The following is a 17,221-nucleotide window of genomic DNA, read 5'->3' on the forward strand; positions in this document are numbered from 1 at the left end:
AAGCAACAATCCTATATTATTAGCAAGAGATATTATGGACTTGTTAGCCAACGAAAGATATAATAAAAGCAACCATCCAGGTTATAGCTCCATGTGATGAAAGGAAGGCTATTTCTATGTTTCAGAAAGGCAAAAGGGCCATCGCATTCTTTCTTGCTTGTTTCTTATGCGTGCAGATGAGCGGCTGCGGCGGAACGCCGGCCTCCTCCGGGGATGCGGCCAATTCCTCGACGGTGTCGGGCTCCACGGAATCCGCGGATTCTGCCCAATCTGACAGTTCCAGCGCGGCGTCGGATCCCCAAGCGGACGCGTCCGAGACATCCGGCTCGAGCACCGTTTCCAAAGGCAGCGCGACAGCCTCAAAAGCCTCGTCGGCCAATCCCACCCTGCCGGGCGGTACGGGCAACGGGAAAATTGATATGAAAGGGCGCGTCATCCGTCTGCATATCGGTCAGGTGGAAGCGTCCAGCACCTCGGAGGTCGGCGTAAAGTTTGCCCAGAAGGTAAAAGAGATCAACAAGCGGTACCACTGCGATATCCAGTATTATGTTTCCTACGATTTTGACGCGATCAACGCCTCTATCGCCTCCGGGAAGCCGGCGGTGGATATTCGTTGGTTCAACGGGTATGAGCAGTTTCTGAACGGCTATGTGGCCGGATTCATACAGCCGCTCGAGCCGCTCGGAAATATCGATTTCAAGGACCGGACCCGTTTCGCTGAAATCACGGATATCTGCGAAATTGACGGAAAGCATTATGGCGTGTCCCCCATGTATTACTGCTATGGGGAAATGCGCATTTGGTTCTCCTATCTGATGCTTTACAACAAGGATATGCTGAAAAAAGCGGGAATCACCGAGGATTTGTACGAGGTGCAAAAGAGCGGAAAATGGACCTTGGCTAAATTCGAGGAATACGCGAAAAAGCTCAAAAACGCGGGCATGACCCCGCTGGTGGACGCGGACGGCCATTTCTATAAAACCATGCTCTACGCCCACAACACCGACTGGATACTCAACCAGGGCAACTCGGCCAAGTTCAACGGCGACTCCGCCGCGGCGAAGCAGGTGATGACGGATTACACCCGGCTGACAAGCAATAAGCTGATCGAAGTTCCGCAGCTTAAGCCAGAGGGGCCGTGGGCCAATGATTCCTTCGGATTCAAGGACTATTACATCAAGGGGAAAAGCGCCTTTGCCGCCATCAACGGCCCCTGGCTGCTGAAATGGATTACGACCGGATGGGATAAGACCACCAAGGAAAACACCGGCATTCTGATGATTCCCAAAAAGGACGAGGCATCTCCGTATTACACCAGGGCCTCGGCCGACTATGCGTTCTGGGGCATCCCGTACGGCGTGAAGAATCCGGCTGAGGTGGCGCTGGTTATCAACGCCTTGAACGAGCCGCTGTTCAAGGAAAGCGAAAACCTGAGGATGCTCACGACGAACATGACGCCGCTGGTCAACGATCAAGGCTCTTTGGATACGCTCAAGGCGATTTATAAGCTGGGCGAACCGGTGCTGTCCTACGATTATCTGGCGATTGGACCGAAGGTTTACGAAGGGCCGAACGGCTGGATGATGCATATGCAGAAAATTGCGAACGGCCAGGAATCTCAGGACGCCGTTCTGAAATCGGTGGTCGGCTCTTACAACAATCTCCTGAAGGACGTTTACAAAAAGCGGTAACAGCCGATAGGCATCCAGTACAGACAGAGCGCCCGTCGATTATCGGTCGGGCGCTCTGTCAATAACACCAGGCGGGAGGGCGTTACAATTTGAAACACTTTAGAGGGACGGCATGGCTTACAGTGCTCCTGCTGCTGTTCACAACGCCGGCGATGGCCTATACGCCGTATCAGAATTATACATACGACTATAACGAGAAATCCAGCATCGAGCCGCAGGCGTATATTCCCGTCCGGACCATCGGCCCAAAGGAGCTGGGGACCTCTCTGAATGAGCCGCAGGATTTGTTTATAAAAGGCGACCGCCTGTATATAGCCGATACCGGACACAATCGGATCCTCATCACGGATTTGGCATTTCAGAAAACGGAAATCCTCGAGAGCTTTCAGCACGAGGGAAAAACCGATACGTTTAAAAAGCCCGCCGGCGTGTTCGTCACGCCGGGCAACCGGCTGTACGTGGCGGATACCGAAAACGCACGTCTGGTCGAATTTGACGAGCAACTGCGTTTTGTAAGGGTGATAGGCAGGCCGCAAACGCCCTTGCTGACAGACAGCGCCACCTACCGCCCGCGGCGCGTGTCGGTGGATAACGCGGGCCGGATGTTCGTTGTGTCGGAAAACATGAGCAGCGGCATGATCGAGCTGGATCATGAAGGGAATTTCGTCGGCTTTTTCGGCGCGGTCAAAACGCAGCCGGATCTGTGGAAGATACTATGGCGCTTTTTCGCGACCGAAGAGCAGAAAAAACGGACGCCCTTGGTTATCCCGACCGAATATTCCAGCAACGACATTGACGATAAAGGCTTTGTTTACGGCACGGTCGGCATTATCGATCCGAAGGATTTCAGCGATACGATGTTTATCCATCGGCTGAACCCTATTGGTGACGATATCCTGCGCCGTTACGGCTCCGTGGCCCCGATGGGGGACGCAGAATACACGATTGATAAAGAAACCAATCTGTTTTTGCCATCCATGCTGATGGACATATGTGTGCAGGATTCCGGAATCTATACGGTTCTGGATCGCCGTCTCGGCCGCGTGTTTACTTACGACTTCAACGGACAGCTGCTGTATGTTTTCGGCGCGCTGGGACACAGCCTCGGGCAGTTCAAGCTGCCAACAGCCATCGATTCCTTCGACGACAGCTTTGCCGTTCTGGACAGTGAGCTTGCCCAAATCGTTGTTTTCCAGCCGACAGAGTACGGCCGACTTATCACAAGCGCGGTCAAATCCGCCTACGCCAGGGAGTACGACGCCGCCTGTGAGGATTGGCTGCAAACCTTAAAGTACACCTCAAAATCCGAGCTGTCGTATTGCGGCGTCGGAGACGCCATGTTCAACAAGGGCGATTATGCGCAGGCGATGCGGTACTATAGGCTGGGAAACAGCCGGAAATACTACTCGGCGGCCTTTGAGCAGTATCGCATCTGGTTTATGGATCGCTACTTTATGCTTCTTATCGGCGGCGCCGCCGTCATACTGGCCCTGCTGGTCGGGGTTCACATCTATCGAAAAAAACGCCGCAGTGCGCGGAAAGAGGGATGAAGGATGGGAGAAATCATGAGCCGAATGCTGCATGGATTGCGGTATTCTCTATATGTCGTTTTTCATCCCTTTAAAGGCTTTTGGGACCTGAAGCACGAAAAGAAGGGGAACGTCTTTTCCGCCTGGGTTCTGGTCGCTTCTCTGATACTGCTTTATATTCTGCGCCGGCAGATGACCGGTTTTATTTTGAATTTCAATATCCTCAACGAGATGAACATCTTCGTCGAGATTCTTTCGGTTTTGGTTCCTCTCGGCTTGTGGTGCCTGTCGAACTGGTGTATCACCACCCTGGTAGACGGCGAGGGCAGCTTTCGGGATATTTTTGTTACGACCGCCTATGCGCTCGTGCCGCTGATACTGCTCAATATCCCGATGCTGCTGCTCAGCAACATCATTATTGAAGAGGAAGTTTCGTTTTATGTGGCGCTGGATGTGCTGTCCATCCTATGGACGGCCTTGCTGCTGCTAATCGGTATTATGACGGTTCATCAGTTTTCCATGTCGAAAACCATTTTCACCGTTCTGATCGCGATCGTCGGCATGGTCATTATGCTGTTTCTATTTTTATTGTTCGTTTCGATCGTCCAGCAGCTCAAAAGCTTCATCGATCTGCTGTGGACGGAACTATCCATGAGGATGTAGCCGTAGACCGTATCCGGAAAGGAATGTGGATTACCATGAACAAGCTGTTGGGTCATCTGCGCAGAGGGGCGCTGGCAGGACTATGCGCGGCGCTCCTGCTGGGAAGCGTGGGCTGCGGCACGGAATCGGAGGAAAGCGCGGCCTCCCGGAAAGACCCTGTCTCTTCTCAAATCGTGGATGAAGCCTATGATTCCAGAATAAAAGCCGCGCAGGACGCCTTCCTCGTGGCCGGCTCCGGGGATATGGAATTGTATATCCAAGGGGATACGGCGGAGATTCTGCTGAAAAACAAGCGGACAGGCGCTGTTTGGACATCGAACCCCGCCGGCCGGTTCGACGACGCCCTGGCGCAGGGGGTGAACCTGGAACAGCTGAGCTCACAGATCCTGATGACATATGAGGTCTCCGGCAAGGCCACGGAGGTCAACTCCTTCGCGCAAAGCGTTTCTTTGCAGCAGTATAGCTTCTATCCGCTGGAAAATGGCGTCGGCGTCAATTATCTGCTCGGGGAGAAGCCCAAAACCTTCATTGTCCCCAAAGCCTTGTCCGAGAGCCGTTATCAAGAGCTTGAAGGCAAAATTACCGACGAGGACGCCCTGGCTACCTTCCACTCGTATTACAAAAGAGTGGCGCTCAACGACCTGCCCACCGATGCGGACAAAGCGCTGTTTTTAGAAATCTTTCCGGTCTTGAAGGAACGCCCGATTTACTATTTTGTGACGCCGGGAACGCTGCAATTTGATTCTCCAGGAGAACAGGTTGCGTCGGATTTCATGATGGAAATCGTTCAGAAGGTGTTCACGGATATCGGCTATACCCTGGAGGATATGCACCGGGATGAACAGGACAATCAGGTGAATATCGCAAAAAAAGCGGATTATTCGGTGTCGCTGCGGCTGGAATACCGCCTGGACGGCAACGACCTGGTGGTGAAAATCCCAGAGGGAAGCGTCCAGTACGATACAGAGGTCATGCAGGTGACGGACTTCTGGCTGCTGCCCTACTTCGGCGCCGCCGGCGCCGGCGAACAGGGATACATGCTGGTTCCCGGCGGTTCTGGCGCGCTGATCGAGCTGAATAACGGCAAAACGAACCTGGAGCCCTACGAGACTGAACTGCTGTATGGAGAGGATCTGCTGTTCGAGGAAGCGCCCAAGGAGCAGAAAACGGATGTCCGCGCCATGCTGCCGGTTTTCGGGTTGAAGAGGGGCGACACGGCCTTCCTGGGGATTGTGGAGGATGGCGACGGCTCCATGTTTATCGACGCGGATGTCAGCGGAAGAATCCATTCCTACAATCACGTAGGGCCGCGCTTCCGGGTATACCGGCCCTATCACCAGACCACCTCTGTTATCAATGTGGCCGATATTGATATTTTTCCCAAGGAGCCTCTCTCCGGCGACATGCAGGTCCGGTACGTCGCCCTGGAGGATGCCAATGCGAATTACAGCGGCATGGCGTCCGCTTACCGCAGCTATCTGCTGAAACAGAACAAAATCAAGCAAGCGGAATTTGGTCCGGAACTGCCGTTCCATCTGCGGGTGATCGGCGCGGTGACGGATAAGCAATCCATTCTGGGCATACCGGTGGATCGCCCGAAAGCGCTGACAACCTATCAGGAAACCGTCTCTATTTTATCGGAACTGAAGCAGGCGGGGGTCGCCTCCCCCATTCTGGAACTCAGCGATTGGGCCAACGGCGGGCGGGAGAACGCGTTCTTTAATAAAATCGATCTCATGAAGGCGCTGGGCGGACAGAAAGGCTTCAGCGCGCTGCTGGACTATGTGCAGAAAAATCAAATAAATTTCTATCCGGCCGCTGAATTCCAGGTGGTTAAGGACGACTCCTGGCTGGACGGCTTCCAGCCAAAGCAGATGGGCGCCCGCATGCTGAACAAGCGGATCGCCTACCTCTACGAATACAAGCTGACTACCTTTGAGCGGATCAAAGGGTCTTCCGCTGTCGTGGTGTCTCCTCGTGAATATGCGTCCATGATAGCCGGCGTGGCGTCCGATTTGAGAGCCCGCGGCGTGAACGGGTTAAGCGTTGGGACGCTGGGAGCCCGGCTGACGAGTGATTACAACGATAGGGAGATTATCGACAGGCAGCGGAGCCTGCGGCTGGTTCAGGAACAGATCGAGAAGCTGGGCAAAGAGTGCAAGGTCTCGGTGCAGGCGCCCAATGCGTACGCGCTGGCGGGTGTGAGCATGATTACGGATCTCCCCTTGACCTCGGAGCAGCATTACATGTGCGACCGCTCGATCCCCTTTTATCAGATGGTTCTGCATGGGGTTGTCCCCATGGCGGCGGAGCCCATGAACTATACCGGCGATTTCGCTTCCGACAGGCTGGCCCTGATCGAATCCGGCTCTATCCCCAGCTTCGAATTCATCTATCGGGACAACTACGAGCTGAAGGACACCCGGTACAATATGTACGGCGTGAATTATAAGCTGTGGCTGCAACAGGCCGCGGCGCTGTACCAGGAAATGAACACGGCCCTGAAAGACTGCCAGGCGGCAAAGATTGTCGGCCACGAACAGGTGGCGAAGGGCGTCAACCGCACGGCTTTTGATAACGGTGTCGTGCTGTACGTCAATTATAACGAGGCGCCCGTCTCTGTCGGGGATATCCGCATAGAGGCGAAGGGCTTTACGCGTGTGGAGGAGGGAAAAACCGGTGAGTGAAGCGGCCAAATCGAGAAAACGAAAATCCATTTCTCTGGAGAAAAAACGCACCCGGTGGGGCTACGCCTTTGCGCTCCCCTTTGCGATCGGCTTTGTCCTTTTTTTCCTTTCCCCGCTGATTTTATACTTCATTCTGGGCTTCAGCAAGCTGTCGCTGACCGGCGAGGGGATGCAGCTGCTCCCCGTGGGGCTCGATAATTTCCGCCAGGTTTTATTTGTACAGGTCGGTTACTTCGACAGCGTTCTGAAAAGCCTGGGCGAGCTTTTGCTGACCTCTCCGGCGATTGTCCTATACAGCTTTTTCGTAGCCACGCTGCTGAACCAGAAATTCAGGGGCCGCGGACTGGCCCGGGCGATTTTCTTCCTGCCGGTCATCATGGCCTCCGGGATTGCCGCCGTGTCCAACAACGACTCGCTGATGAAATACGCCATCCATGCGGTGTCTGGCGAGGTTTCCCTGAGCGGTAATGAGGACAAAACCAGCATGGTTAAGGGCCTGATGGAGCTGCTGGGCACGACGTTTTCGCCGCAGCTGTTCTCGTTCGTATCGGAGCTGGTGGGGAAAATCTATACGATCACCATGTCGTCGGGCGTCCAAATCCTCATATTCTTGGCCGGCCTGCAGGGCATCTCGCCCTCCTTGTATGAAGCCTCCTCCATCGAAGGCGCGACGGGCTGGGAAAACTTTTGGAAAATCACTTTGCCGATGATCAGTCCAGTCGTGCTGGTCAACAGCGTATACACCGTGGTGGATCAGCTGGGCGGCTCGACCAACACCGTGATTATGGATATGTATCAAACCGCTTTGAGCCAAAATCAATTCGGCTATAGCTCGGCGAAAGGGTTGATTTATTTCTCCTTGATTTTCGCAGTCGTCGGACTGGTCATCTTTGTCCTGTCCAAATTTGTCTACTATGAGGACCGCTGAGAGGAGAAGCAACATGACGAATAGCCTGAAAAGGAAAGCCGGCTCGGTGTTCCAAAAAAAGCGCTGGAGCCGCAGAGCGGTCCGCCAGAAAGCCCTGTCGTTCTGCTGGTCCGTCCTGCGGGCCGTACTGATTATCGGCTTATCCTTTATGATTCTTTATCCGCTGATTGTTAAGTTTTCCACGTCGATCAAAAGCGCACAGGACGTCGTGGACGCAACGGTGGTGTTTGTTCCCAAGCATCCGACGCTGCGGAATTACCGGCTGGTGCTGGATTCCGTAAAGTATCCGATCACTCTGCTGCGCACCATAGCGTTCTGCACGGTACAGAGCCTGCTGCAGCTGGCTTCCTGTGCCCTGGTCGCTTATGGCATTGCTCGGTTCAAATTCAGGGGTCACAAGCTGCTGTTCGGGATGGCTGTGTTGACCCTGGTGATACCGCCGCAGCTCATTTTGCTGCCTTTGTACATACGGTTTCACTTTTTCGGCATACTGAATATTTTTCAGTTTTCGGGCGTTTTTTCCGGGATCGACCTGATAAACACATATTGGCCGTTCCTGCTGCTGTCCACAACGGCCCTGGGCTTTAAAAACGGCTTATATATCTACCTGCTTCGCCAGCATTTCAAAAACATGCCCCTGGTTCTGGAGGAAGCGGCGTATATAGACGGCTGCGGACCGTTTAAAACGTTCGTCCGAATCATGCTTCCGAGTTCCATCCCCATGCTTGTCACGGTTTTCCTGTTTTCCTTCGTGTGGCAATGGAACGATACGACCTATTCCAGCATCTTTTACCCGCAGATACCCACCCTGGCCAATCAGCTTTACGGCATGGTGTTTACCTCCATGGGCTCCGGGGCTACCCTGGCCTCCGCCATACTGGAGAGCCCAAAATTTTTCCTGTTAATCACCCCGGTTGTGATCCTGTATTTGATCACCCAAAAATTCTTTGTCCAAAGTATTGCCCGAAGCGGTATTGTGGGCTGATGTTAAAATCCGATAGATTTTTGCGAGGTAATGATAATGACTATGGAACAGGCGGCCCCTTATCTGTTAACGCCGAAGGATAGGGTGTGCAGAGCGCAGAGCGTGAAGTATACGGAAGGCACCGTCCGGATCGAGCCGGAGAGAGCCTATACGCTGCAATATAAAGAAGGCGGAGACAAACCGTACCTCATCCTGGATCTCGGACGCTCCAGCCCCGGCGGATACCCGGTCATATCCGTAAAAGCGCAGAAGGGCGAACCGGTATTGAGACTTGCCTATTCGGATTGGTATCCCTATCTGCTGGATAGGGATCATCGTGAAACCGGCGATTTCCTGCGGGGCTGCTGCAAGTATCTGGGGGTAGAGCTGCCGGTTCTGCCCGCCAACCCCAACCGGTACGAGCTGTATACCCTCCACCGCACGGGAAAATACCGGTTCCCGCTGATCCAGGGCCAGCAGCGCTTTGTGCTTTTCACACTCGATACCCCGGGCGACGTGGAAATCGACGATTTTTATATCTATTACACTGCCGATATGAGCGATCATGACGGTCATTTTCTCTGCTCGCGGGCCGACTTGAATCAGCTTTGGTATTCCAGTACATACACGGTGCAGATTTCCTCCATAGAAAGCGCGCAGTCGTGGGATGTGCTGGAAAACACCCTGCTGGTGCGCGCGCTGACGAAAGGCAACCCGGCGGGAATCTATCGGAAGGGCGGTGATTGGGAAAACTACCGGTTCACCTTTGAGGGCCAGATTTCCGTCAATCCGGACTGCCATTCGGGCATCGGCTGGATGGTCCGTGCCGCCGATCCGGACAATGGCTATGTGTTTCAGGCGGGTCTGGACGGCTGGCTGCGGTGGTATTATCGCAAAAACGGCGTCAATTATCCGGCCGGAGAAAAGAAGCTCGAAAAGCCGCTGTACGACAACTATACGTATGCATTTTGCACGGTGCTGCAGGGCGCCTGTATGGAGGTTTTCATAGACGGAGAGAGTATCCTGCAATGGCAGGACGACACCTATCGGCGCGGAACCATCGGCTTTTATCAAACCACCGAAAAGTGGGCGATGGTCAGCCGGTTGGAAGTGACAAGCGGCGAGCGGCTCCTGCTGCGCGAGGATTTTTCCGCCGACCCCAGCGCTCGTTATCAGTATACCTATTCCCGGCCATTTCTTGCCGACGGGGCTAAACGGGATCGCCTGCCGTGGAGCGGCGACCTCGATTGGGCCGGACGCAATGTGTATTACGCCTTCAGCGATACGCGATATATGCTGGAAAGCCTGCGGATGTTCGCCCGGCATCAAACGCCGGAGGGGTATATTTGGGGCGTATGCTATCCGGAAAACACGGAGCCTGTCAAAAGCGGTGAATACGGCTATTACGAATCGGATATTTTTTCCGCCTGGTTTGTGCCGACTCTTTGGGACTATCTATTATTCACCGGCGATACCGAACAGGTATCCGGCCTGTATTTGACGGCCGTGCGCGATCTGGATTATCTATGGTCGTTCGTAGAGGGAGACGGCTTGTTTTTTCAGCGGTATGCCACCTCGAAGGGCCTGTGGGATCACGAACTGAATGACGTGGGAAAATTTTCGTATAACAACATCATGATGTACGATGCGTTTTACAAAGGCGCCCTGCTCGCCGAAGCGCTGAATGACTTTGAGCGGTTCCGCCAGTTCAAAAAGCGGGCGGAAACCATGAAAGAGGGCATTATGCGGGCCCTTTGGCGCGAGGATGCCGGATGCTTCATGAAGGGGTACGCGTCGGAGGAATACTGCCATATGGCCAACTGCCTGGCTTTGGCTGTCGGGATCCTGACCCAGGAACAGGCGGCATCGGCAGTGAAGAGTCTGCGGAAATGGTTTGCTTCCCATCTGGTGATGGGAAAAATCGTGTCGCTGTTTATCCGCGGCTGTTTTCGCTATGGTTTCGATCAAGAGGCCTATCAGGCCCTGACCGGAAAAACCGGCCTGTCCTACGCCGGCGGTGAGCCGGTTCATGTGAACTGGCTGGACAGCATCGCGGACGAAAACGGCCCGGCCACCACGACCGAATGTATGCTGTATCCGCCCAGTCCGCTCACGGACGGAAAGGGCTGGGGGGATCGCTCTCATCCGGACACGGCGGTCGCGCATCTGTTAACCGGCTTCCTGCTTGGCGTCGAACCGCTTACCCCGGGATTCGGCCAGTTCAAGGTGGAGCCGCACGCCTGTACGCTGACGCGGGCGGAAGGGATCATCCCGACGCCTTATGGAAAGATTACCGCCGCTTGGCGCATCGAGGATGACGCGTTCACTCTCGAGGTCACGCATCCGAAAGAAATCACCCCGGTCATTTCCACCCGATTTGTTTCCTGCCCAACCACATGCCTTGTGGTAAATGGGTGTCGGCTGACGGAAAGGAATGAGTCATTATCATGTCTATGCGGATGAGACGAAAATTCCCGAACAGAATATTGGCCGCTTGTTTGTGCACGCTGCTTCTGGGAAATGCATTGGCTGGCAATGGCCGGGCCGCCGAACAGGCGTACTCCAGTTATGTATCGCTGCCGCCGGTCGAAATGGAGCTGAAAGAGTCGTATGCCGATTACATTCAAAAATATTCGTCGGCGGCGCGGCCGGAGCAGCCCATATCGATTCCGGTACAGAATTATACGCAGTCCGACTATACGCCCATGGTGGGAGAAACGGCCGGGAAGCAGGCGCTTCTCACCAAAGAGGAGGGGTATGTCGAATGGGAATTCGATGTTCCCCAGGACGGCCTGTATACCATACAGGTGGACTATTTCCCAACCAGCGGAAAATCCTCTTCCATTATCCGCACCGTTTATATAGATGGCGAGCTGCCCTTTGAACAAATGCGCTCCGTGGTGTTTGACCGCGTTTGGGTAGACAAAAAGGACGCCGACGGCAACACGATCCGCGTCGCCCCCAACGGCAATGAAATCCGTCCGGAGCAAATAGAGGCCGCGCGGTGGCAAACGACCTATCTGAAAGATTCGATCGGCTATTACCCGGAACCGTTCCAATTTTATTTTACACAGGGAAAGCATACCCTTCGCTTTGAAGCGGTCCGGGAACCGATGGAAATCGGGAGCATCGTACTATGTCAGATGAAACAGCCGCCGGCTTATCAGCAGGCCAAGCAGGATTTTGACCAACGACAGCTTAAACCAGCCCAGGCCGAACCGGTGAAGCTGCAGGGCGAGCGGGCGGATACCAAATCGGACCCGATGCTTGTGCCTATCTACGATCGCTCGAACGCCGGCATGGAGCCCAGCGATCCGGTTCATTTAAAACTGAACTGCATCGGCTCCACACAATGGCAGATAAACGGGCAATCGATCACCTGGAATTTCAAAGTCCCGGCCGATGGGTTATATCAAATCAGCTTCCGCGGCATCCAGAACATCAAAAACGGCTCGGTTTCCTCCAGAAAAATCTACATAAACGGAGAAGTGCCTTATCAGGAGCTGAACGATTACGCCGTCGCCTACAGCACGCAGTGGAACATGTATACGCTCGGACAGGGCGGCGAGGATTATGCGTTTTATTTTGAAAAGGACAAGGAATACAGCCTGACCTTTGAAGTCACTTTGGGGAAACTGGCGGACATCATCCGGGAAGTCAACGACATCGTCAATGAGCTGAACAAAATATACCGCGAGATTTTGGTGGTGACCGGCCCCACGCCGGATCCGTACCGGGACTATCAGTTTAAGGAAACCATGCCGGACATGCTGAACCAGCTGCGCGTGCAAAACGAGCGCTTGCAGAAAGCGGCCGATCAGATTGTGCAACAATCCGGCATGCAGGGAGAAAGCGTCCAGATCTTCAAGCGCATGCTGATGCAGACGAAGGAAATGATCGAAAAACCGGAGGATATTGCCAAACGTTTTAATGCCTTTCAGCAGAATATCAGCTCTCTCGGCACCTGGGTATCCTCCGAAAGCATGCAGCCGCTGGCCATCGATTACTTGCTGCTAAGCCCCGCCGGGCAGCCACTTCCGAAAGCCGGCGCAGGATTTCTTTCGGAGTGCGGCTATCAGGTGAACAGCTTTGTCGCCTCTTTCTTTAACGATTACAACAATTTGTCCTATGGCGACGAGAAGGACGCGGTATCCGTCTGGGTCGGAAATGGGATGACGGGCGGGCGCGATCAGGCGCAGATCCTTAAAAACATGGCGGATAACGATTTTTCAAGCACCTCCCATATCAACGCGAATATCCAGCTGATATCCATGGGGGCGCTGCTGCCGGCCACCCTGGCCGGCAAAGGGCCGGATATTGCCTTGACCCTGTCCGCCAGCGATGTCTGCAATTATGCTTTCCGGGGAGCCGTATTGGATTTGGCGTCCTTCCCCGATTACCAATCGGTTGCGGATCGTTTCCATAAAAGCGCGGTAGAACCGCTCTCCTTTGAGCAAGGCGTTTACGGCCTGCCGGAAACGCAGACCTTCCCGGTGCTGTTCTACCGGAAAGATATTCTATCCGCTCTTCGTCTCGCGATTCCGCGGACGTGGGACGATGTTATCGTGATGCTGCCAATGCTGCAGAAAAGCAAAATGAGTTTCGGCCTCCCCTCGGCGATAGCCACGCCGACGGGCGGCATGAACTATAAAAATCTGCTGCTGCTCCTATTCCAGAACGGCGGCGAGCTGTACACCAAGGACGCCAAGGCTACGCTGCTCGACAGCCCGACGGCGGTGGATGCGTTTTCTTTTATGACCAGCCTGTATACCGACTACGGTTTATACAAAGAGTACAACTTCCTAAACCAATTCCGCGCGGGTTCGGTTCCCATCGGCATCAGCGATTACAGCTTGTACAATCAACTGTCGGTTTTTGCTCCCGAGCTGGAAGGGATCTGGGATTTCACATCCGTTCCCGGAACTGTTCGAGAGGATGGTACAATCGATCGGACGGTCCCGGGCGAGGTCAACGCCTGTATGATTCTGTCCAAATCCAAGCAGCCGGAAAAAGCTTGGGAATTTGTCAAGTGGTGGACGAGCGCCGAAACGCAGGCGAAATTCGGCAAGGAATTGGAAAGCACGATGGGAACGGCGGCCCGTTATCCGACGGCCAATCTGGAGGCTTTGTATTCCATTCCCTGGTCAAAAGCGGATTTTGAAAAAATCAAGGCGCAGATGGAATGGCTGAAGGGCGTTCCCGAGGTTCCGGGGGGCTATTATACGCAGCGATATATGGACTTTGCGTTTAAAGATGTCGTGAATGCAGGAGAGGACCCGGCCAAGATGCTCACGGAAGCGGCCCGCAATATCAACAATGAGATTTCCATGAAGCGCGAGGAGTTCGGCTTGGAGAAGTAACCGCGCTAGGCTGCAGGGAGGAATGATCTTTTCTATGAAACATCCAATCGGCTTGAAAGAGCGGGGACAATACACATGGAGACAAATGAAAAAATATAAGGTCTCCTATGGCTTTATTGCGCCGTTTATGATCATTTTTGTTCTTTTTACGGTTGCTCCCGTTATCATCGCCATGTTTTTCAGCCTGACGAATTTTAATGTGCTGCAGCCCGCAAGATTTGTCGGACTGGAAAATTACAAAAATCTGTTTATAAAAGATCCGCTGTTTTTGATTGCACTGAAAAACACCATTTTGTTTGCGGCGATTACAGGGCCGCTGAGTTATCTGCTGTGTTTATGGCTGGCCTGGTTCATCAACGACCTGCGGCCCCGGGCCAGAGCCGTGTTGACGCTGCTGTTTTATGCGCCGACGCTTGCCAACGTCTATATGGTCTGGCAATTGATTTTCAGCGGCGACGCCAACGGCTTTCTGAACGCCTGGCTGATTAAAATCGGCGCCTTGGTGGAACCGATCGGCTGGCTGACGAACAAGCAGTATATGGTGCCGATCCTGATGTTCATCATCTTGTGGGGCAGCTTGGGGACAACCTTCCTGACGTTCATCGCCGGTTTTCAGACGGTTAACGTCTCGTTGTATGAGGCGGCCGCCGTGGACGGGATCCGCAACCGCTGGCAGGAGCTGTGGTACGTCACGCTGCCGGTCATGCGGCCGCAGCTGTTATTCGGCGCTGTCATGAGCATCACCAACTCCTTTGGTATCGGCGGCGTCATCACGGCGCTGTGCGGCTTTCCGAGCACGGACTATGCGGCGCATACGATCATGCATCATTTGGAGGATTACGGGACAATCCGGTTTCAAATGGGCTACGCCTGCGCCATTGCCACGGTCTTGTTTGTGATGATGGTCGGCGTCAACCTGCTTGTCCAAAAATTGATCGCAAAGGTAGGTGAATAGACTTGGAAGCGGCTGAAATCAGACCGAAAAAACTCCGAGCGAAGCGTCACAAACGCGTTAATCGCTCTTTGGCGGGCGATATCGCGGTTTTTACCACGATAACGCTGTTGGGCATATTCATTGCGCTGCCCCTTGTCTATGCCATCGGAAACGCGTTCAAGCCATTGGATGAGCTGTGGATTTTCCCCCCTCCCCTATTCCCGCGCAATCCGACCTTTAAGAACTTTATCGATCTGTTTGTCCTTTTGCAGAATTCCTGGGTGCCGCTGTCCCGTTACTTTTTCAACACCTTGTTTATTACGGCCGTCGGCACGTTTGGCCAGCTGGTATTGGCGTCCATGTGCGCCTATCCCCTGGCAAAGCATCCGTTTCCCGGTGCCAAATGGATTTTCCAGCTGATAATTTTGTCCCTGATGTTCAATGCGACGGTAACGGCGATTCCCAACTTTCTGATCATGAGCGGCCTGGGATGGGTGGACACCTATAAGGCCATCATCGTCCCGGCCATGGGCAGCACGCTCGGCTTGTTTTTGATCAAACAGTTTATGGAACAGCTGCCGGACGAGCTGCTGGAAGCGGCCAAAATCGACGGCGCCGGAGAAATGCGGATTTTCTGGACAATCGTCATGCCAAACATCAAGCCGGCCTGGCTGACCCTAATGGTGTTTTCCGTGCAGCAGCTATGGAATATGGGATCGAGTGTCTTTATCTACAGCGAGCAGCTGAAAACCCTGTCATATGCAATCAATCAAATTGTCGCCGGAGGGATTGCGCGCGCGGGCGTGGGCTCCGCGGTGATCGTTGTGATGATGATCGTGCCGATTGTCGTGTTTATCTTTACGCAGAGCAATATCATCGAGACCATGGCCAGCTCGGGCCTGAAAGACTGAGACCGCACGGGAGGAACACGGACATGAAAATAAAAGCCGTCTTTTTCGGCTTCGGCGCACGCTCCCAATGCTACGCCAATTACCTGTTTTTAAACGAAAACAATTTCGAGGTGGCAGCCGTAGCGGAGCCCAAGGAGCATCTGCGCCGGCTCGCGGAAGAAAAATACCATTGCAGCCGGGAGCGGCTCTATCCCGGGTGGCGGGAAATGCTCGACGACGGTGTACAGGGCGATTTGCTTTTCATCTGCACCCAGGACAATGAACATGTGGAGCCGGCGATCGCCGCGATACAAGCGGGATACCGGCAGATCATGGTGGAAAAGCCGATTGATAAGGATATCGAGAAGTGCCGGCAGCTTGCCTCGGCGGCGCGGGAATACGGCGCGGTGGTCCAGGTGTGCCACAGCCTGCGGTATAACAACTTTTACCGGAAGGTGAAAGAAATCCTCGACAGCGGAAAGATCGGCCAGATAGCCAGTATCAACCATATGGAACCGGTTGGGACCTTCCATTATGCGCACAGTTTTGTCCGCGGGGACTGGAACAAGACGGCGGGCAGCCCGATGATTCTGGCAAAATGCTGCCACGATACCGATTTGCTTCTCTGGCTGACAGGACGAGATTGCCTGAGCCTGTCCTCCTACGGCTCGCTGGAGTTTTTCAAGCGTGAAAACGCGCCGGAGGGCTGTGCGGACAGGTGCATTGACGGCTGCAAATATAGCGGCAGCTGTCCTTACAGCGCGACAAAGTACCTCGGGAAATACAAGGATCACCTGTTTCGGGAATACGCCGTGGAAAAAGAGGGCTATACCGATACGGTAGAAGCGCTGAAAAAGGGCCGGTACGGCCGGTGCGTCTTTCAATGTGACAACGATGTCGTGGATCATCAAACGGTCAACCTGCTGTTTGAAGACGGGATCACCGCCACTCTGACGATGTGTGCGTTTTCCAATTTTGAGCGGGAAACGCATATCATGGGGACCATGGGAGAGATCCGCGCCTATATGAAGGATGACCTGGTGGAGGTCTATAATTTCCGCAGCGGCGATCGGGAGATCTATCACGTCGGCCATCCGGATGCGCTTCATGGGGGCGCGGATACCGTATTGGTGGAGGATTTTATTGCCAGCGCGCTGGGAGACAAGCCGCCCGCGACATCGATAGAAAAGTCTATCCAAAGCCATATTCTCTGTATCGCGGCGGAAAGGTCGCGTATAGAAAAGCGGACCATTGACCTAAAGGAATGGATTTGACACGTGAGGAAAACAGGGGGCGCTTATCCCCTTACACGGAGGACTATGAGCCGACCGTAAAACTGCTAAAGGTAGCATCGATTGACAAGGGAAAACGCGGTTTTTCGGCGTGAAAAGGGGTGCTGGCGGCGTTGTCCTCGTTGCCGGGCGCCAGCCCGGCGGCCTCGTCCGCCTTGCCATCTTCTCTTTTTCACTGCCGAAAAACTCCGAAGGACCTACCGTCGGAGCAAAAAGGCGGCCAGCAAAGACCACTGAACGCCGCAGGCCACCTTTTTGGCCGACGGCAGGCGTGTTCGTCCTT

At 54.0% G+C, this 17,221-nt stretch carries 11 protein-coding genes; all 11 read left to right on the plus strand.

Annotated features, from left to right (window positions below):
- Positions 1-116 precede the first annotated feature (116 nt).
- A complete protein-coding gene (locus tag ACSAMM_RS11490) occupies positions 117-1,691 on the plus strand; it encodes an ABC transporter substrate-binding protein (protein WP_457791511.1) in 1,575 nt (524 codons plus the stop codon).
- Between the two features lie 89 nt (positions 1,692-1,780).
- Positions 1,781-3,241 (plus strand): hypothetical protein, encoded by a 1,461-nt coding sequence (locus ACSAMM_RS11495; protein WP_457791513.1) that lies wholly within the window; start codon positions 1,781-1,783, stop codon positions 3,239-3,241.
- A 3-nt stretch (positions 3,242-3,244) separates the two neighbouring features.
- The gene (locus ACSAMM_RS11500; protein WP_457791514.1) at positions 3,245-3,883 is read left to right on the plus strand and encodes a Yip1 family protein; all 639 of its coding nucleotides are present in this window, start codon (positions 3,245-3,247) and stop codon (positions 3,881-3,883) included.
- Between the two features lie 35 nt (positions 3,884-3,918).
- Positions 3,919-6,570, plus strand: coding sequence for a DUF5696 domain-containing protein (locus tag ACSAMM_RS11505; RefSeq protein ID WP_457791515.1), 2,652 nt, complete (start codon positions 3,919-3,921; stop codon positions 6,568-6,570).
- Positions 6,563-7,498: an ABC transporter permease subunit gene (locus ACSAMM_RS11510; protein ID WP_178723049.1), complete on the plus strand. Its 936-nt coding sequence runs from the start codon at positions 6,563-6,565 to the stop codon at positions 7,496-7,498. Before ACSAMM_RS11505 ends, ACSAMM_RS11510 begins: the two co-directional genes overlap by 8 nt.
- Positions 7,499-7,511: 13 nt before the next feature.
- A complete protein-coding gene (locus tag ACSAMM_RS11515; RefSeq protein ID WP_178723051.1) occupies positions 7,512-8,483 on the plus strand; it encodes an ABC transporter permease subunit in 972 nt (323 codons plus the stop codon).
- Between the two features lie 36 nt (positions 8,484-8,519).
- Positions 8,520-10,925 (plus strand): alpha-L-rhamnosidase-related protein, encoded by a 2,406-nt coding sequence (locus ACSAMM_RS11520; protein ID WP_457791517.1) that lies wholly within the window; start codon positions 8,520-8,522, stop codon positions 10,923-10,925.
- Positions 10,910-13,822: an extracellular solute-binding protein gene (locus ACSAMM_RS11525; protein WP_457791518.1), complete on the plus strand. Its 2,913-nt coding sequence runs from the start codon at positions 10,910-10,912 to the stop codon at positions 13,820-13,822. Before ACSAMM_RS11520 ends, ACSAMM_RS11525 begins: the two co-directional genes overlap by 16 nt.
- A gap of 34 nt (positions 13,823-13,856) precedes the next feature.
- A complete protein-coding gene (locus ACSAMM_RS11530; RefSeq protein ID WP_457791519.1) occupies positions 13,857-14,777 on the plus strand; it encodes a carbohydrate ABC transporter permease in 921 nt (306 codons plus the stop codon).
- Positions 14,778-14,845: 68 nt separating this feature from the next.
- A complete protein-coding gene (locus ACSAMM_RS11535) occupies positions 14,846-15,667 on the plus strand; it encodes a carbohydrate ABC transporter permease (RefSeq protein ID WP_457791520.1) in 822 nt (273 codons plus the stop codon).
- 23 nt (positions 15,668-15,690) lie between these two features.
- Complete coding sequence (locus ACSAMM_RS11540; protein WP_457791521.1) at positions 15,691-16,920, plus strand: Gfo/Idh/MocA family protein; 1,230 nt, start codon at positions 15,691-15,693, stop codon at positions 16,918-16,920.
- Positions 16,921-17,221 lie beyond the last annotated feature (301 nt).

This window comes from Anaeromassilibacillus sp. SJQ-5 (genome assembly GCF_054108045.1).